15 protein-coding genes are annotated in these 17,484 nt (G+C 59.2%); 7 read left to right on the plus strand and 8 right to left on the minus strand.

The window, feature by feature from the left end:
• Positions 1–57: 57 nt before the first annotated feature.
• The 3 genes from U5A52_RS30530 to U5A52_RS30540 form a co-directional block, all read right to left on the minus strand.
• Positions 58–339, minus strand: a complete 282-nt coding sequence (locus U5A52_RS30530) for a hypothetical protein (RefSeq protein WP_321937476.1) — start codon at positions 337–339, stop codon at positions 58–60.
• A gap of 534 nt (positions 340–873) precedes the next feature.
• A complete protein-coding gene (locus U5A52_RS30535) occupies positions 874–2,049 on the minus strand; it encodes a porin (protein ID WP_321937478.1) in 1,176 nt (391 codons plus the stop codon).
• A 155-nt stretch (positions 2,050–2,204) separates the two neighbouring features.
• Entirely contained in the window at positions 2,205–3,269 is a 1,065-nt protein-coding gene (locus U5A52_RS30540; protein ID WP_415774079.1) for an ABC transporter substrate-binding protein, read from the minus strand.
• 609 nt (positions 3,270–3,878) lie between these two features.
• Between U5A52_RS30540 and U5A52_RS30545 the strand changes: the two genes are divergently transcribed.
• The 3 genes from U5A52_RS30545 (at position 3,879) to U5A52_RS30555 (ending at position 6,933) form a co-directional block, all read left to right on the plus strand.
• A complete protein-coding gene (locus U5A52_RS30545) occupies positions 3,879–4,256 on the plus strand; it encodes a hypothetical protein (RefSeq protein ID WP_321937479.1) in 378 nt (125 codons plus the stop codon).
• 689 nt (positions 4,257–4,945) lie between these two features.
• Entirely contained in the window at positions 4,946–6,283 is a 1,338-nt protein-coding gene (locus U5A52_RS30550; protein WP_321937481.1) for an NAD(P)/FAD-dependent oxidoreductase, read from the plus strand.
• 188 nt (positions 6,284–6,471) lie between these two features.
• A complete protein-coding gene (locus U5A52_RS30555; protein WP_415774078.1) occupies positions 6,472–6,933 on the plus strand; it encodes an acyl-CoA thioesterase in 462 nt (153 codons plus the stop codon).
• 179 nt (positions 6,934–7,112) lie between these two features.
• On the opposite strand, the gene U5A52_RS30560 is transcribed toward U5A52_RS30555, so the two are convergent.
• From U5A52_RS30560 to U5A52_RS30580, 5 genes are all read right to left on the minus strand, one after another.
• Positions 7,113–8,405, minus strand: coding sequence for an MFS transporter (locus U5A52_RS30560; protein ID WP_321937484.1), 1,293 nt, complete (start codon positions 8,403–8,405; stop codon positions 7,113–7,115).
• 218 nt (positions 8,406–8,623) lie between these two features.
• Positions 8,624–9,697 carry an isocitrate/isopropylmalate dehydrogenase family protein gene (locus U5A52_RS30565; RefSeq protein ID WP_321937486.1) on the minus strand — a complete coding sequence of 358 codons (1,074 nt, stop codon included), beginning with the start codon at positions 9,695–9,697 and terminating at the stop codon, positions 8,624–8,626.
• A gap of 15 nt (positions 9,698–9,712) precedes the next feature.
• Positions 9,713–10,138 carry a cupin domain-containing protein gene (locus U5A52_RS30570; protein WP_321937487.1) on the minus strand — a complete coding sequence of 142 codons (426 nt, stop codon included), beginning with the start codon at positions 10,136–10,138 and terminating at the stop codon, positions 9,713–9,715.
• 36 nt (positions 10,139–10,174) lie between these two features.
• On the minus strand, positions 10,175–11,545 hold the full coding sequence (locus U5A52_RS30575) for an NAD-dependent succinate-semialdehyde dehydrogenase (RefSeq protein ID WP_321937488.1): 1,371 nt from the start codon (positions 11,543–11,545) through the stop codon (positions 10,175–10,177).
• 33 nt (positions 11,546–11,578) lie between these two features.
• Positions 11,579–12,604 carry an amidohydrolase family protein gene (locus U5A52_RS30580; protein WP_321937490.1) on the minus strand — a complete coding sequence of 342 codons (1,026 nt, stop codon included), beginning with the start codon at positions 12,602–12,604 and terminating at the stop codon, positions 11,579–11,581.
• Positions 12,605–12,881: 277 nt separating this feature from the next.
• Here U5A52_RS30580 and U5A52_RS30585 point away from each other — a divergent pair, with 277 nt between their 5' ends.
• The 4 genes from U5A52_RS30585 to U5A52_RS30600 all read left to right on the plus strand — a co-directional run bounded on the left by U5A52_RS30585 (position 12,882) and on the right by U5A52_RS30600 (position 17,415).
• A complete protein-coding gene (locus tag U5A52_RS30585; protein ID WP_321937492.1) occupies positions 12,882–13,760 on the plus strand; it encodes a GntR family transcriptional regulator in 879 nt (292 codons plus the stop codon).
• Between the two features lie 201 nt (positions 13,761–13,961).
• The gene (locus U5A52_RS30590; RefSeq protein ID WP_321937494.1) at positions 13,962–14,879 is read left to right on the plus strand and encodes a GntR family transcriptional regulator; all 918 of its coding nucleotides are present in this window, start codon (positions 13,962–13,964) and stop codon (positions 14,877–14,879) included.
• A gap of 449 nt (positions 14,880–15,328) precedes the next feature.
• The gene (locus U5A52_RS30595; protein ID WP_321937496.1) at positions 15,329–15,601 is read left to right on the plus strand and encodes a hypothetical protein; all 273 of its coding nucleotides are present in this window, start codon (positions 15,329–15,331) and stop codon (positions 15,599–15,601) included.
• Between the two features lie 149 nt (positions 15,602–15,750).
• Positions 15,751–17,415, plus strand: a complete 1,665-nt coding sequence (locus tag U5A52_RS30600; RefSeq protein ID WP_321937498.1) for a hypothetical protein — start codon at positions 15,751–15,753, stop codon at positions 17,413–17,415.
• Positions 17,416–17,484: the final 69 nt, after the last annotated feature.

A 17,484-nucleotide genomic window follows, 5' to 3' on the forward strand; every position in this document is an offset into this window, starting at 1 on the left:
GCATACTGGAGGCGCCCTCGTCGGGGCGATCGAGTTGGACGCACCGCCCAACAAGATTCAATTATGCGCAAAGACTGTCGAGTTCAAATAGGTCAATTGGCCGTCTTTTTCCGCATGGACGAGATCGTGGTACACATCAGCACGACTCTCCTGGTGACCGGGCTTCCCATACGGAGGAACCCACTGACCAGCTTGTGCGGCGGTGCCGACGTACTTCACTTGTGTCATAGCCGGTTGCTGCGCTCCGTAGTTCGGGGCGGTCGAAACCGGTGTTTGTGCGAAGGCCGACGTTGTCGTTGCAATGCCTGCAAGTGCGGCTGCGACCATAAGAGCTTTCATCGTTTCTGTCCTCAACGGGTTGGGTTGCCGGTACGACGCCAATTGCGCGACCGTTGTGGACAGGTTATTGCGATTGCACTATCAGATGCAAAGCAACAACATGAAGAAAAGTTAACTCTCTGCGGGCAAATGAAAAGCGTGCAGACGGAGGGCACGCTGAGGGTGGCGCGACTCTCACTTCGCCTCTATGCGTCGCGAATGGCGATGTGTCGCACGACGGCACATGTCCAGAAGCAATCTGGTCGTCCGATTCTCGCTTCTATACGAAGTGAGCGGTACACCACTTCGTCATCGCAGGACGCGATGGTTGTTGGCGATGGCGCTTTGCTCCTTTCGCGTCCGCGAATGACTTACTGTGGGCTTGGCTGGGGCCTACTCGACTCCTCCCGGCACTTCGCCTATCTCATGGGCCAAATGCGCCTTGGTTCGAGACGGGTGCGCGTAAAACACGCTGGCGCCGTCAGGATCGTGGCCAATTTACCGCTCGCTGGCGCGCCGTTGTGCACCAACGAGCGGCGGCGTCAGAGACGCCGTTTAGAACTTGTGGCGAATGCCGATGCGGGCGAGCAGCTGGTTGCTGTTGCCCGAGGCCGACTGGGTGTTGATTGCCGCCACGGCGCTCTTGCCCGTTGAGTCATCACCCGATGCGTGCTGGTAGATGCCGAGCACGTAAACGTCCGTGCGCTTGGACAGGAAGTAGTCGACGCCCATCGAGTACTGATAGTACTTGGCGCCGGCCCTGTCCGTGCCGTTCGCCAGCGTGACGCTGCTGCCGTCGGTGTAGTCGAACGCGACGCCCGCAAGGAGCGCAGGCGTGAACTGGTACTTGAAGTTCGCCTCAACGTTATTGAACGTCGCGTTCGTACCATGGCGGTAGATCGTCGTGCCGTTGGCGCCCAGGTTGCGGAAGCTGATGTTCGAGTAGGTTGCGCCGAGCGTGGCAGCGCCGAACGTATATGCGCCGGCTGCACCGATGACCTGGTACGTGTTGGCGTTGACGAATCCCGAATAGACCGGCGTCGTCACTGCCGCGGCCGTGGTTGTCGAGGTGCTGTTGCCAAAGAGGCCACCGGCATTCGACGGCGTGCGCGCGTTCAGGTAGGCCACGCCGAGGGCGAGGGGACCGTTGTTGTAGCCGGCGCCCAGCGACCAGATCTGGTTCTGGGAGAAGTTGCCAGCGACGCCACCGAAACTGTATGTGCCGCCAAACTTCAGGCCGGCGTAGTCGGCGCTGGCGAACTTGACGGTGTTGTTGTTGCGGTACGTGTTGTTGAAGTTGTCCAGGTCACCGGGGTGCGCCGAGATGTTGCCGCCCCACTGGTCGGCAACCGCGAACTGGCCAACGTAGTCGGCAACGGAATCGTACTGTCGGCCCAGCGTGACGGTGCCGAAGCGCGAGCTGCCCAGACCGACGTAAGCCTGCCGCCCAAACAGCAGACCGCCCTGACCGAGCTTGCCGCTGTTGACGTCGAAGCCGTTCTCGAGCACGAAGAGCGCCTTCAGGCCGCCGCCCAGGTCCTCGGAACCGCGCAGGCCAAACCGGCTGCCTTGCATCACGCCGCTTGCGAGGCTGTAGAGATGCTTGCCGCCCGAGTTAGTGTTGAGGTTGAAGCCCTCATCGATGATGCCATACAGCGTGACGCTGCTCTGCGCATGAGCGACGCCTGCGAAAGCCCCGAGCGTAGCGAGGGCGAGAAGTTTTATTTTCATTGGGCGAGTTCCAAAAGGTTGGTATTTTCTGGTTGGTAATTTGTCGATTTATCTAGAGGTCTTGCGTATTTGTGTAGTACTCCTGATATTCAGAAAAGATATGGCGGACTCGCACAAGCGAAGAGTCCTGAAAGCCGAAGCAGGGACTGACTGGCTTACTGCGCGGCCTGAGCCTGATCAACAAACTGGTTGGTAAATGTCCTCGCGAGATCGATATGTTTGCCTTTAATGTTTGAGTTGAATTCGCTCATGACCTTCAGGACGGTCTCGGGCCCCCCCGGCGGCATTTTTCCGTCGGGTGAGTACATCGACATCGAGGCCTGAAGGGCTTTCACATATAGGCTCTTGTTGCCACCGTAGTAGTCAGACGGCATTTTGTCCGCGATTTCCTCTGCCGAGTGTGTCTGGATATAGTGAAGTGTTCGCACGAATGCCCGCGCAAGCTTCCGGGCGTCATCTCTATGCGTGTCAGCCCAGATTCTTTGCACATAGAGGCTTGAGGCAGGATACAAGCCGCCCAGGGCAGTCCTGGTGCCATTAACGCTACTGAGGTCGACCAGGACCTTCGCGTCACCCGTCGTGCGCAACAGGGAGGTGGTGGGCTCGGTGCTCCAAACAACATCAACTCGACGCTGCTTCATCGCTGCAAGCAGCGCGTTTCCTGCTCCGACAGGCAGCGTTGTGTAATCCGAAGTCTTCAATCCATAGCGTGCAGCGAGGTACTGGCCGATGAAGGCGGATGACGAGCCAAGCCCGGTAACGCCTAGCGTCTTTCCTTTGAGGTCTCCCATGCTCCGAATCTGGTTCGCCATATCCGAGCGAACCATTTCTACACTACCGGGTACGAGACCAAACAGGACAATGCTCTCTACTTCTTTACCCTTTGCCTGAAGGTCGATTGAATGATCGTAAAAGCCAACGACTGCTTGCGCAGCACCGGCGACGAGCTCGTTCTCCGCGTCAACGCCTGCCTGCTGTGATTGCAGTTCGACATCGAGACCCTCGTCGCGGAAGTAGCCAAGGGATTCTGCGAGCTTCGGCGGCAGGTATATCAGCTTGTTGATGCCACCGACGATGATGGTGATCTTTTCTGATCCGACTGCGCTCGCTGCATATAGCGACAGCAAGACCGTTGTAATGCCTGCAATACAGCGAATCGTTTTGTGCACGGCACTTCTCCTCTCTTCATCGTATCGTCGATCAAAGATATTCCGCGACATAAGTTCATGAGCCGGCAGGTACACGAACGATCGATCAAAAGTCGTCACAGCGAATGTTCATTGATTTTCGATAGTGGTTTACGATTAGTACTACTATAAAAATGAAGCATCCGCCGGCGCTGCGCAGCGGAAGCCTCAGGCCATTGCACGACTGTCCGCATTTCTGCGGTAGACCGGGGGGGCTGGAGGCGTGGTATGCATTTTATTGTTACGAAACGCAATATGTAAACGAAGCGACCCCAGGTGAATACCCTGGGCGGAGGGCCGCGAGAGTTGCTGCTCAATACGCTCGACGATGGCTCATCTCATCGCTTGACGGGCGGGGCGATGTCTGACAGCCGTTCAGGAGTCGATGATTGCCGAAGCTCGCGCGCCGGACCGCCTTCGGGGGGAGCGTCGCAGCTTCAGTACTCCGCCGCGGGGCAATGGCGCCGAGCCCCATGTGCCACGCCCTGCAGACGGAGAGGGGCATCAATCGGAAGCTTGTGCGTTGGCCGAAGTTGCTCACGCCGTGTTACCGTTTTGGACCACTCCTGGCGCCGATGGCCTGTGCCGCTTTGCGCGGTCGTCCTGTTGGTTAATACGAATCTACTTCAACGAAAGACAGTCATGATCGACCTTTCATCAGTCGGCGCCGTCGTCGATTGGCTCGTCGGCGCAGCGGGTGACGCTGCGGGGAGCGGCTCACTCGGCAAAGCCGCCCAAGACGCATATAACGGACTGCGAGGACTTCGCATGGAAAGTGAAAACGTCGCTGTGTTTGGTGCGGGCACAAATCAAGCACCACTTGCAATGTGGGTAGACGCGTTACCACTCAGCGGGCAGCAGCGTGCCGCAGGACTAGCCAACTATCTGCTCCAGGTCCTCATCGACGGGCATGTAGGACTCGATCGCATCAGTCTCGACGAACTGCGTAGAGTCCAGGCGCGGCTCGGCGAACTTATCACGTCGGGCATCGCCCAAGCCGCGCAACGATTTACCCACTGACAAATCATGACGTGAGCTCTGCAGCCCTGGAGCAGTGTGTGGAGGTCGCATCCACCTGCGAGGACAGGCCCCCGGGTTCGTTGGATTGAGACCCCGCAGGGCACGGGTCAATGTCGCCAACAGCAGCCCCTTAGCGATGCCGGCGGGGGCGTGACATTACCACATAGCTTTCTACAAGAAATTTCTGTACTTTCATATAGCGTTTTATGATAACAAAACGCTATACTCGTCACGTGTGCCATCGCTCGTTCACGGGGCGAGGAGCGGCGTCACTGAGTGCTCGTGGGTTGACCCGAGCGCAAAGTCTTCTTTTACAGCCACGACCAGCCAGGGATGGCGTTGTTCTCGAACAGCGCGGAACCGCGGCGTTTCAGACGCATCTTATGGCGTTGGATCCGGGACGACGTCACGACCATTTCGCCAACTTCAATCATTGGATCCGTGTCTGATTGACGAGCGAACCTGATGAAGGCCTCCGGTTCTCTGCGGCCAGCGACGCAAAGCACGCGCTCAGAGATTCGGGGACGTCAACCGTTCCGGTCGGCCGAACGCGTGATGCGTAAGTTTGCCTGGTTCGCCAGCGAGTTCAATTGCGTGACGTCATTCACGATACCTTTGTCGTCTGCGTTCATTGGACCGCCAACCTGCCGCGGCAGTGTTTCAACCTAAAGCAGCAACGGAGGATGGGTATGCATCGAATCATCGTGGTAGGCGGCGGTGCTGGTGGGCTCGAACTCGCAACCCGCCTCGGCGATCGTTATGCACCGACCAAGCGGAAAGGAATCTCAAAAGTAAAAGTCACGCTTGTGGACCGTTCGCCGACCCATATTTGGAAACCGCTTCTGCATGAGGTGGCGGCCGGAAGCATGGATCCATTCACGCAAGAACTGTCTTACGCAGCGCAAGCGCGCTGGCACAACTTTGAGTTCCAGCTCGGTGAGCTAGTCGGTCTGGATCGAAGCGCACGGCGGATTACCTTGCGTGGCAGTACCGATGACGACGGGTTCGAACTGTTACCTGGCCGCGAACTCGAATACGATACATTGGTCATTGCCATCGGCAGCACGACACATTTCTTCGGGGTAAGGGGCGCGGCTGAGAACTCAATAGCACTCGACACTGTTGGCGAGGCGGAGCGATTCCGTAAGCGTCTGATTTCTGCATGTGTTCGCGCTGCCACTCGCTCCGAACGTGCACAGAACGACCAGATCGGCGAGCCGAAAATCCAGGTGGCGATTGTCGGTGCAGGCGCGACTGGCGTCGAATTGTCCGCTGAATTGCGTAACACGGCGCAAGTGCTGTCCGCTTACGGGCTACACAATCTTGATCCACGGCACGACGTCGGTATCGCACTGATTGAAGCTGGTCCGCGGATCCTGCCTGCCTTGAGCGAGAGGGTTTCAAATGCCACCGCCGAGCTACTTTCCACACTCGGGGTCGAGCTGATGACGGGAGAAACGGTTGCGGAGGTTACGCCGGGACACGTGATCACCAAAAGCGGCAGGACGATCCGGGCCGACCTAACCGTCTGGGCAGCGGGCATCAAGGCGCCATCAGTACTTGCAATGCTTGACGGCCTCAATGTAAATCGGCTTGGGCAACTCGAGGTGCGCCGTACACTGCAGACAACCAGCGACGACAGTATCTTCGCTCTTGGTGACTGTGCGGGTTGCCCGCTGCCCGCGGAAGACGGCCGCAATGTCCCTCCTCGAGCACAGGCGGCGCATCAGCAAGCAAGCTTCCTCTTCCGGGCGCTGGACGCCCGGTTGAGGGGGCGGCCATTGCCTGATTTCACATATCGCGACCTTGGTTCCCTGGTTTCGCTCGGTCGTCTCAGCGCGGTCGGAAGTCTGATGGGAGGCGTGATTGGAGGAAGCATGTTTATCGATGGATTATTTGCTCGCTTCATGTACATGTCACTGTATCGGATGCACATTGCCGCTATGCATGGCTATCCGCGAATGGTGTTAGACACCGTTGCGCATTGGCTGAGAAGGACGACACTGCCACGCGTCAAGCTTCACTGAGCTCCCGGCCAGACCGGCAGCCCGGACCACTCTTTTACGATACTGAGGTGGTCTGTTCGCTTACTGCAATATGGATGAGCCGGGCAAGCCACCGAACCATCGGTAGATACGTGATTAACGGGGCGCTGCGTCGCCCTCTACAGTGCAACGCGGAACTGTCCAAATGCATCACTCGAACTGAGGGCAACATGAACAAACCGGCGTCCTTCCCGCGATCCAGCTACAGGCACTTCCTTGCTATCGACACACGTTGGATGGACAACGACGTCTACGGCCACGTGAATAACGTCGTCTATTACAGCTACTTCGACACCGTCGTAAACGAGTATCTGATTCGTACTGGCGTGCTCGATTTCAGGAACGGCACGACAATCGGTCTGGTTGTCGAGACACAATGCAATTATTTTGCCCCACTCGTGTTTCCGGAACGCATCAATGCGGGGCTGCGCGTCGTTCGCCTTGGCACAACGAGCGTGCGTTACGAAATTGGGCTTTTCAAGGAAGGCGAAGATCAGGCGGCAGCGCAAGGACATTTCGTGCATGTCTACGTGGATCGCCAAACGCGTCGCCCCGTTGCCCTGTGTGATCAGTTACGTGCCGCGCTCGGTACGCTTGTCATGCCGCGCGATCGGAATCCGCAGCCGGATTGACACGCACGGGAGCTTGTCCGCGATGCGGTAAGGCGCGTGAGTCGCGGCGTCCCGCCTTTGGTGCTGGCAGTTTCTACCAGCCATGGCCACGGGTTCTGCTTGCAACGCAAAGTGTTTCTTCGAAATGCGGGCAGACGTAGCAGGAAGACCGGTTCTGCCCCTTGCCTGCCCGGCGTACCTCACTGTCTGCGCATTACGATTGGCACGATGGCCGTCAAGGCTGCCGACACGGCGAGAATCCCTGCCATCGCCCAGATACCGGCGGAGAAAGTGCCTGTCGTTTGCTTGAGGGCGCCAACGAGATAGGGCCCTGCGAACCCACCAAGCGTGCCGATGGAATTGATAAACGCGAGACCGCCTGCAGCCGCGACGCCAGTAAGGAACTGGGTCGGAATCGTCCAGAAGATGCCGCGCGCCGAGCTGACGGCGAGAACCGCCAGGCTGAGGCCGACCATTTCAACGACGATGCTGTGGGAGAGTGCGGAAATAGCCAAACCGATCCCACCGAGCAAGCAGGCACTCGCTAAATGGAATACGTTTCGTCCGCCGCGATCAACTGCGCGCGCCCAGATCAACATGCCGACGACCGCGGCGATATACGGTATGGTCGACAACAGGCCGACAGAAATGATGTCAAACCCGTGTGCCCTGAGGATGATCGGCAGCCAGATTCCGACACCATATGAGCCAAGTACGAAGCCGAACTGGATCGTCGCAAGCAACAACACTCGGCCATCCTTCAAAGCCGCGAACAGCGCCTTCTTCGGCTTCGCACGCGGCTCTTCAGCGAGCATTGTCACGAGTTCGCTGCGCTCCGCCTGCGTTAACCAGTAAGCGTCGACCGGGTTGTCGCGCAACAAGATGAGCACTGCGAATCCGATCAGTACCGCGGGCATGCCTTGCACGAGGAACATCCACTGCCAGCCATGTAGACCCGCGACGCCATCGAGTCCCAGCAGGGCCGCAGAGAATGGGCCTCCGACAACCGACGCGAGGGGGACGCCGAGCGTGAAGAAAGCGAGCACCCGGACTCGATAGTGCGAAGGGAACCAGCACGCGAGGTAGAACGTAACGCCTGGAAAGAAGCCCGCTTCAGCAACCCCCAGCAGCAGACGGAGGACGTAGAAGCTGGTTGGGCCTTGGACGAGCGCCGTCGCGGCAGAAGCGAAACCCCAGGTAATCATGATCCGCGCTAGCCATTTGCGCGCCCCATAGCGGTAGAGTGCAAGGTTGCTCGGGATCTCGCACGTACAATACCCGGCAAACAGGATACCGGCGCCCCACCCGAACTGGGCCGGAGTGAGTCCGATGCTCTGATTCATCGTCAGGGCGGCGAACCCTACGGTGGTTCGGTCGATCATGTTGAAAATGAAAGCCAGGGTAAGCAACGGCAGAAGGCGCCAGGCGTTCTTGCTTAGCACCCGCTGCCGAATAGCCTGCCTGTCTCCATCGAGATCGGTCGACGCGCTCATTGATACTGGTTCGGAATGCATATTAAATCCTTCGATGAAGGCGTGTGATTTCGCCTTGCACGTGTTACCGGAGCTCGCCTGCGCAGGTCGAGTCAAATCCGATCTCGAGGCCGGCGCGGCGACATTCACCGAGCGTCGGTATCTCAGCCATCATCGAATGTCTCCGGGTTGTGTTCTTGTCGTTACGGGGCCGGAATCGCCGGCCCTGCGGCCGGTTCTTACAACGCGGAAACCGCGTCCGCCACTTGCCTTCCGAAGGCGCTGCAGCCCATCTTGCCGCCGAGGTCGGCTGTGCGGCTTTCCGGGTTCGCCAGGACCGTGTCGACGGCTTTGTCGATGGCGTCGGCGGCCGCGATGAAGTTGGGCTTCTGACGGTGCTCGCCGATCCAGCGCATCAGCATGCTCACAGAGAGGATCATTGAAGTCGGGTTGGCCTTGTCCTGATTCTGGATGTCCGGTGCCGAGCCGTGCTGAGCTTGCGCGCAGCACAGGTTGTCGCCGGCCATGACCGAACCGCCGAGGCCAAGGCTACCCGAGAGCTCTGCGGCCAGGTCGCTGATGATGTCGCCGTAGAAGTTTGTCGCAACCAGCACATCGAATTTCTCGGGCGCGCGCACGAGGTGAGCGGTCGAGGCATCGACGAGCAAGTCGTTCAACTGCACTTCGGGAAATTCCTTGGCAACGTTTCGCACACATTCGAGGAACAGGCCGTCGGTCATGTGGAAGCTGTTCGCCTTATGGATAGCCGTCACTTTCTTCCGGCGCTTCATCGCAAGCTCAAAAGCGCGGCGTGCGATGCGTTCGCTGCAGTGGCGGGTAATCTTGCGCACGGACAGCGCCATGTCCTTCGAGGGCATCATTTCGCCCCATCCGAGAGCCATATTGCGGTCCGGGTAGAAGCCTTCAGTCGCCTCGCGCATGATGACGAGGTCCATGGTCTTGCCCTCGCGCATATTCGACGTTAGGAACGGACGCGTACGCGACGGACGGACGTTGGCGTACAGGTCGAGGTCGCAACGGAACGCGGCAGAGACGTTGCGACCGCCTTTCTCGGGAGGCGGGTAGTCGGCGTGCGAGACGGTGCCAAGGATCAGGCCGTCATAGGTGGGCGCCTTTTCCAGCACTTCGGGGCGAAGCGTCGTACCGTGCTTTTCGAGGCTGGCGAACCCGATGTCTTCGTAGTCGTATTGCAGACCAAGGTCAAAGACCTGATCAGCCTTACCAAGAACGTCGATGGATGCGGCGACGATTTCGGGACCAATGCCGTCACCGGGGCAAACGAGAATACGCATGATAATTTACTCAGTTTAATTCGAATGGGTTTGGTGCTCTGCGGACACGGGGCGTGTCTCGCCGCTGTCCGCGAGGGTTCGCGTCGCGTCCGGTTGGGCGTAGATCCAGAGAATCTTCATCGGTTCGGTTTCCGACAGGTTGCGGAAACGATGTGGCACGTTTGGTGGAATAAACGTGGTATCCAGTGGCTTGAGTTCGTATTCCAGGCCGTCGATATCGAGAATCGCGTGGCCTTCAACGAGTACCACGCTTTCCTGGCAGTTGTGGCTGTGGAACGGAATCTTCACGCCAGGCGCGAACGAGGTGTACCCGGTAATGAAGCTGTCGGAACCGATCGACTTGCCGACGAGCGGCGTAGTGCTCGCGCCACCGCCACGGTCATAGGCAGGGAGCTGGTCCGGTTTGAGGAGAGCGGCGCCCGAGGGTGTCTTGATGGTCATGTGTGTGCTCCAGTTAGGGCAGACGTGGGCGCTGAATCAGGCGGCCGGCCCGATCCAGACGGTCTTGACGTTGGTGAATTCGCGAATGCCGGCTGCACCCAGTTCCCGGCCGTAGCCAGACTGTTTGATGCCGCCGAAGGGCAAGCGTGCGTCCGAAGCGACCAGACCATTGACGAATACTGCGCCCGCTTCGATTTTGCGCACGAGCGATTTCGCTTGCTGGAGGTTGCCTGTCCACAGCGCTGCGCCGAGACCGAACTCCGTTGCGTTCGCCAGCGCGACAGCTTCATCGGTGCTGGCGACACGTAGAACGGCCGCAACCGGGCCGAAGGTTTCTTCGACCGCAGCGGCCATATCGGGGGCGACGTGGTCCAGCACCGTCGGCGCGTAGAAGTACCCGGGGCCTGGGACGGGCTGACCACCGGCCTTCAGGACCGCACCTGCCTCGACGGTGCGTTCGACCTGGCGATGCAGTTCGTCTCGCAGGTTGCCGCGGGCCATCGGACCAATCGTCGTGTCGCGCTGCATGGGGTCGCCGACCTTGAGCTTTGCCACGCCTTCGCAGAACACTGCGACAAAACGGTCAGCGACCTTTTCGTCGACGATAAAGCGCTTCGACGAAATGCAGCTTTGGCCCGTGTTCGAGAAGCGCGCCTTGACGGCTGCCTTCGCGGCGGCTTCGACGTCGGCGTCGGCCAGCACGATGAACGGGTCTGATCCACCCAGTTCGAGGACCTGCTTTTTCATGGCGCGGCCGGCCTGCGACGCGACGAGCTTGCCAACGGCGGTCGAACCGGTCAGGGTAACAGCGGCAATGCGCGGGTCGTCGATAAGTGCAGCGACGTTTTCAGGCTCGATGAGAAGGGACGCGATGAGGCCTTGCGGCACTTCCGCTTCGGCGAAAGCGGAGTTAATGATGAGCGCGCATTGGGGCACGTTGGCCGCGTGCTTGAGGATGGCGCCGTTCCCTGCGCACAGGGCGGGGGCGGCGAAGCGGATGAACTGCCACAACGGGTAATTCCACGGCATGATTGCCAGCACGACGCCCAGCGGATCGTAAGCAACGTAGCTTTCGCTCGCGTTGCTCAGAACTGCCTCGTCATTGAGGTATCTGTGGGCGTTCTCTGCGTAGTAGCGGCACGTCCACGCTGATTTCTCGACTTCGGCTTCCGCTTCTGCGATGGGCTTTCCCATTTCCAGCGTAATCAGCGCCGCGATTTCTGCCTTGCGACGTTGCAGGACCTCACCAATGCGCGCCACCGCTGCTGTACGGACATTCAGCGGCTGGCCTGCCCAGGCGCGCTGCGCGACCTGCGCATCCGCGAGTGCCTGTTCTACGCGCTCAGGCGTATCCGGATTGAAAGAGGCCACGACCTCTTCGGTGGCAGGGTTCAGGGTGCGAAACATGAATTAATTCCTCGATAGAGTCTGGAGTCGGTTTCAGCTTGCCGTCGCGGCGAAGCCATAGAGTCGGGCGGGGTTGTCGACAAGGATCTGGCGGCGCACGCTGGACGTCTCAGCCCAGGCAAGCACGTTGTTCAGGGCACGACCGGCGTCTTCCTTGCGGAAAGGTTCAACACGACTGAGATCACCGTCGCGATGGCTCGCGCTGCCAGTGTGCGGCCAATCGGATGCCCATAGCATCCGGTCCGGCCGGGTGCGAATGAGTTGCTGAGCGAACGGGCCGATGTCCGCGAAGTCCGGGGTTTGCCGCGAGGCGCGATAGGGCGCCGAGAGTTTCACGTAGACGTTCCCCTCTTTCACGAGCTGAAGCACCGTCTCGAATGCGTCCTGTTGCTCGGGTTGCCTGGCGACGCGCACGCCGGCGAAGTGGTCGAGGATCACCGGAACCGGAAGCTTCGCGATTGTCGGCGCCATGGCGGCGGCGACGTCAACGTCCGCGTAGATCTGAATTGACCAACCGAGCGGCGCTACGGTTTGTGCTGCGCGCTGGAGCTGTGCAAGGGCGACCGCATGGTCACGCTGCCCCTTGACTTCGAGATTCAGACGCACTCCGCGGACACCGTGGTCATGCAAGGTACGCAGTTCGGCCTCCGTAGTGACACCTGGGTCAATGACCGCGACGCCGCGTGCGCGGTACGTCCCGAGTTCTTTCAGGGCGGCAACGAGCGCCGCGTTGTCGATCCCATAAACGCTTGGCTGCACGACGACGACACGCTCGATTCCCAGACGCCCTTCAAAACCGAGGAGATCGGACACGACCGCACGGCCGGGCGTGTAGGAGCGTTCGACAGCGAACGGATACCTCTCGGCGTCGAAGATATGGACGTGACAGTCGCAGCTCCCCGTCGGCAACGCTGAGTTGGGCAGGCTGGGTGTGTCAAGTGGCAACGCGTCGACCGTGGGGGCGCTGCCGTTGGGCAGAGCGGCTCCGGAGCACGCACCGGACAACGCAAAGCCGCCGACTGCAGCCAGGCTCGCGCCGAGAAGGTTCCTGCGATACATGTGTCTCCCGTCAGATAGAGGCTTTGTTGGTTGGTATTTTATGCGTGTGAGAAACCAAGTAAAGGGTTTTTTGTGTTTGCGAAAGTCCATCACGGGTAAACGATCATGGCTAGAGTCCACCCGATAGGGTCAATTTGAGGCCTGAAAACCGCAACGCAGTCGAGAATCCCAGCTCGATGACCGCCATGTTGATCGCATCCAAGGTGGTTCTAGACGACGTTAAAATACCTTTTAGGATTTGTGATACCATCGAGCAAAGTTCGATCAATTCGATGCCATGGCCCGCGCTCTAGCCGACGTACTCGCGACAAACATTCACCAGCACATCACCAGGACCGGTATTGCTCCCGGTACACGGTTGCCTGAACGCTCGCTGGCCGAGCAGTTCAATGTGTCGCGCTCTCCCGTGCGAGAGGCGTTGAAACGCCTTGCCGCTCAAGCGGTCGTTGCTGCACACCCGGACGGCGGCTACGCCGTGGCCGACGAAGCCCCTCCCGGCGCTGAGCCGGAAGTCTTTGAGGTTGAAAGTGTCGATGCCGGGGAGGAGACCTATCTCGCTATTGCTGAAGACAGGCTCGCGGGAAAGCTGGAAGACCGCGTTACGGAAAACGAGCTGATGCGGCGATACGCCGTGACGCGGGCCCAGCTCAATGCAGTGTTACGACGGATGGTTCAGGAGGGATGGATCGAGCGTCGACCGGGGCATGGCTGGCAGTTTCAATCGGTTCTTACGTCCTCTGAAACGTATCGCCAGGGATATCGCTACCGGTTGCTGATCGAAGCGGCAGGAATCCTCGAGCCAACCTTTCAGCTCGACCGGGAAGGACTCCTGCGCTGCCGTGCTGAGCAGGAAGTTCTTGCAAACGGAGGCGTAAGAACGGCGTCGCCAGCCGCCCTGTTCGATGCAAACAGTCGCTTGCACGAGACTATCGCGGCGTGCTCGGGGAACGTCTTTATTCTTGATGGATTGCGCAGGCTGGATCGGCTGCGCAGGCTCATGGAGTACCGGAAAGCCGTAGATCGTGATCAGGCTGAGCGGCGTTGTCGTGAACACCTTACGCTTATCGATCTGCTCCTCGCCGGACAGCGTGACGCCGCTGCAGACTTCATGAAGCTTCACTTGCGCAGTGCGGTGCGTGAAAAAGCGTCCGACTGATCCAGAGTCGGCGCGTTGGGCGATACTCCCCCCATTTTTGTCGCGGGTCAGCGGATATTGTGTTTTTTGAAGCGAAAACGCATAATCCGTTAGCGCGCATCGCTTTTCTGTCGCCGTTTCTGAGGTGCTGAGCGTCGCTGCGCGCGGTATATTCTCAACGTCCGCGATTGACTAGCCCGCACCTGCGACATGACATCTGATATGACCAGCGGCCAGCAAAAGGCCCTGCGAGAAATCGTTGCGTATATTCGGCGAGAGCGCATGCCGCCGGGAACGCGTCTGCCTGAATGGACGTTGGCCAAACTTATTGGTACATCGCGCTCGCCGGTCCGTGTCGCACTTGACCGCCTGGTCGAGACCGGCTTTATCCGATACGACAAAAACCGCGGCTATTCAGTGAGCGCGTGTTTCGATGAGTTTCCGGGCGAAGTGCTTGATGAGATGAACGCTGCGGACGACTCGCTGTACCTGCGACTTGCTGAATCGCGCTTCCGGAGCGAAATGCCCGAGTCCGTCACAGAAGCGGACGTGACGCGCATGCTTGGCGCCTCCCGAAGTGACGTACGCAAAGCACTGGTGCGCGCCCAAAGTGAAGGATGGGTTGAGAAGGAGGCCGGGTACGGATGGCGCTTCCTGCCGATGATCGACTCACTCGAGGCGTACGACGACATGTATTTGTTGCGAGTCGCCATCGAACCGGCCTGCATCCTCAGCCCGAAATTTCGTCCAGACCTTGAGGAGTTGCGCGAACTGCGACGCGAGCAGCAGGCGATCCTTGACGGTGGCTACAAGGCGATGACGGCGACGGAGCGCTTTGAGTCTAACGCGCGGCTGCACGAGGCTATTGTTTCCTGGTCCGGGAACCGGCTCGCGCATCAAACCCTGCGCAGGCTGGATCAGTTACGCCGTCTTGCAGAATATCGGCAGGCCCAACGGCGCCTGCCACGCCAGGCGTTGGCTCAGGAGCATATCGACATACTCGATGCGATTGAGCGAGGTGACGTTCTCTCTGCCGCGAGCATGATGCGGCAGCATATCGACGCAGCACGGCGCAAGAAGGCCGTTGTCGAGCTGTTCGAGGATATCGATAAGCCCCTGACGACAGAATCGGCCACATAGCGGGTAAACGATCATTCGAGGCTTAAATGCCTGTCCAGCCGCCTTCGGGTGGCTTTTTTTTGCGCGAAGATGAATTGTCTTTGCGTTTTCGCATTGACAAACGCACTCCAAAAAAATAACCTGACTGCGTTTTCGGTTGCAAAGAGACAACGAGGACGTGCCGAAGTGCCAGAGCTTTGTTGAGGACGCGGCGCGGGCGCAAATGAACCTCACCAGGGCTTCATCCAGGCGCGTTGGCCACGGACCCTCATAAGAGATCAATAGGGGCGCCGCGGACGTGATCAGGACAACTGAAAATCAGAAAGGGGCACATCGCGCGCAATCCGGATTAGGGGCTGACTACGAGTGGCGCCCCAACCCGAACGCTTGCATTCAACCCAATAGGTCTTTGGCACCGCTCGCGACCCCAAAGGGGAGACTGCCATAAGAGAAATCGCAGGAGACACGTAATGATGTCCGAGCCGCACATGAGGGCCATTCCGGCGCCGCTGTTCCACGAAGGAATACTGCAACAATGGGTGGTGTCGAAGGCCGTGTGGCATTTCAATTGCGTCGACCGTACGGATGTGCGCTGTGCAGCGCTAACGACGAATGCGGTCCCCCGTATTGACCGCGACCGATTTGATTCGCGCGCCGGAGATCCCCTCTGCCGGTTACTGCTTGCCGGAGATTTCGAGCAATTCTTGCCGGATCACACGGGTTGTTTTGCGCAGGATGACTGAACGTTCGGCGAAGGACGCGCTCAGCGGCGTCGGTGCAGGATGCCCCTGTCGTCTGACGCCATCACGATCGACGTTCAATCTGCAGGCTGCTTTCTGTCAGATGCAGCGTTCATATTTCACCAGCTAGCCGAATCACTACGCCCACAGACATGCAGAAAAACACGAACGACCGCTCTTCTTCAGTTGCGTTGCCCTCCGTTCAACGCCGCAATCTTTTCAAGGCCGCGGCCATGACGGCGCTTGCGGCAGCGCTTCCCATTCAACACGCCAATGCCGCGGAGCAAACGATCGGACCTGCGGCCGGCGCGGACCGCATGACGCATCGTCGTGACCGTGCCCGTCAATTGCGCGTCGAACTTGCGGATGGTCACGCGCAATCGTTCGTATTGGAGCACCCCAACAACGGCGACGAGGCGCTCTACGCCGACCGAAACTACTTTGCTTCGTTTAGTCGCGGGTTGCCCCACAACGCGTTAGGGGAGGTCGACCCGGCGGCCTACCGCTCGCTTCTTGCAGCGATCGAAGCCGGAACGTTTGAAGCGTTCGAGGCCGTCCCTCTCGGCGGTACGATCAAGCTTGGTAACCCGCTCCAGGCATATTCGTTTCTCCTTGAAGGCCAGGATCCGTGGGGGCTCGCGTTGCCACCGGCCCCGACCTTCGCAAGTGAACAGTTCGCGGCGGAACTGGTCGAGACGTACTGGATGGCGCTCACGCGCGATGTACCGTTCTCCCAGTACGGCAACGATCCACTCGTCGCGGCTGCTTGCGCAGATCTGTCACGCCTGAGTGGCTATAAGGGGCCAAAGGAGGGCGGACGTGTGACGCCGCGCACGTTCGGTCGGGCGGGACTGCCCAACGAGTTTGACGGGCCACGGTTGTCCCAATTCTCGCTGCTGGACGTTCCGAACGGGTCCCTCGCCCCCGTTATTCAACTCACCCGGGCGCCGAAAGCCAATCTCGACTTCATGACGAACTATGATGAATGGCTCAGCATCCAGAATGGCAAGAAGTCACCGAAGGAACGCGTCTTTGAACCGCAGCGCCGATATGCTCTGACCGCCAGGGCGTGGTTCGAGGCGTTCCGCAACTATACGACGTTCCAGACGCTCATCAACGCGGCAGAGATCCTTCTGGCGATGGGCCCGAACGCGCTTGATCCCGCCAACCCGTACCGGACATCGACGAAGCAGACTAGCGGAGTTTCGTTTGGACGGGAGGACATTCGCGGCCTCATCGGACGCGTGTGGACACCAGTTGACACGCTCGCCGGGTTTCAGAAATGGGTCGTGCATCGGCGCCCAAAGCCGGAGCAAATCGGCGGCCGCGTGCACAACCAGCTTTTGGGTCGAGCACAGTACCCGTTCCATCCCGAGTTCCTTAACTCGCGTGTTCTCCCAGAAATATTTTCAAAGCAGGGTAGCTATCTGGTGTCACAGGTCCTGCCCACCGGCGGCGGCCAGCAGCCGTCGTACACGCAGTCGTGCGCCACCTTTCTAGGCGCCGGGGTTACTGTCCTTAAGTGGTTCTTCAATGAGGACTTCGTTTTCCCTAAGCCGGTACAACCGAGCGCAGATGGACTGAGTCTGACCGCCTCAACCGATGAACTGACGGTTGGCAAGGAATTGAACAAACTGGCGGGCGGCGCGTTTGCCGCTAACTTCAATGGCTCGCATTTCCGTTCCGACACGACGGAAGGTCTGAAACTCGGTGAAACATTCGCCCTAACTGTCCTTTCCGATCACGTGCGACTTTATCCAGAGAGGTTCAGTGGCTTTTCCCTTACCAAATTTGATGGGACACGCGTGACGGTGTGACGACTATGTAGCCAGGGAGGGGCAGCGGTCCCTCCGGGCCCACATCCGAGCAACACTCGAGAACGTCTA

This window comes from Paraburkholderia sp. J8-2 (assembly GCF_905220195.1).
GTDB lineage: Bacteria > Pseudomonadota > Gammaproteobacteria > Burkholderiales > Burkholderiaceae > Paraburkholderia.

Bases quoted from the DNA above. Each gene is read 5' to 3' on its own strand.
- U5A52_RS30545 (WP_321937479.1), top strand. From the start codon at position 3,879: ATGATCGACCTTTCATCAGTCGGCGCCGTCGTCGATTGGCTCGTCGGC.
- U5A52_RS30585 (WP_321937492.1), top strand. From the start codon at position 12,882: ATGGCCCGCGCTCTAGCCGACGTACTCGCGACAAACATTCACCAGCAC.
- U5A52_RS30560 (WP_321937484.1), bottom strand. From the start codon at position 8,405: ATGAGCGCGTCGACCGATCTCGATGGAGACAGGCAGGCTATTCGGCAG.
- U5A52_RS30530 (WP_321937476.1), bottom strand. From the start codon at position 339: ATGAAAGCTCTTATGGTCGCAGCCGCACTTGCAGGCATTGCAACGACA.
- U5A52_RS30565 (WP_321937486.1), bottom strand. From the start codon at position 9,697: ATGCGTATTCTCGTTTGCCCCGGTGACGGCATTGGTCCCGAAATCGTC.
- U5A52_RS30595 (WP_321937496.1), top strand. From the start codon at position 15,329: ATGATGTCCGAGCCGCACATGAGGGCCATTCCGGCGCCGCTGTTCCAC.
- U5A52_RS30555 (WP_415774078.1), top strand. From the start codon at position 6,472: ATGAACAAACCGGCGTCCTTCCCGCGATCCAGCTACAGGCACTTCCTT.
- U5A52_RS30580 (WP_321937490.1), bottom strand. From the start codon at position 12,604: ATGTATCGCAGGAACCTTCTCGGCGCGAGCCTGGCTGCAGTCGGCGGC.
- U5A52_RS30600 (WP_321937498.1), top strand. From the start codon at position 15,751: ATGCAGAAAAACACGAACGACCGCTCTTCTTCAGTTGCGTTGCCCTCC.
- U5A52_RS30575 (WP_321937488.1), bottom strand. From the start codon at position 11,545: ATGTTTCGCACCCTGAACCCTGCCACCGAAGAGGTCGTGGCCTCTTTC.
- U5A52_RS30535 (WP_321937478.1), bottom strand. From the start codon at position 2,049: ATGAAAATAAAACTTCTCGCCCTCGCTACGCTCGGGGCTTTCGCAGGC.
- U5A52_RS30550 (WP_321937481.1), top strand. From the start codon at position 4,946: ATGCATCGAATCATCGTGGTAGGCGGCGGTGCTGGTGGGCTCGAACTC.
- U5A52_RS30570 (WP_321937487.1), bottom strand. From the start codon at position 10,138: ATGACCATCAAGACACCCTCGGGCGCCGCTCTCCTCAAACCGGACCAG.
- U5A52_RS30590 (WP_321937494.1), top strand. From the start codon at position 13,962: ATGACCAGCGGCCAGCAAAAGGCCCTGCGAGAAATCGTTGCGTATATT.
- U5A52_RS30540 (WP_415774079.1), bottom strand. From the start codon at position 3,269: ATGTCGCGGAATATCTTTGATCGACGATACGATGAAGAGAGGAGAAGT.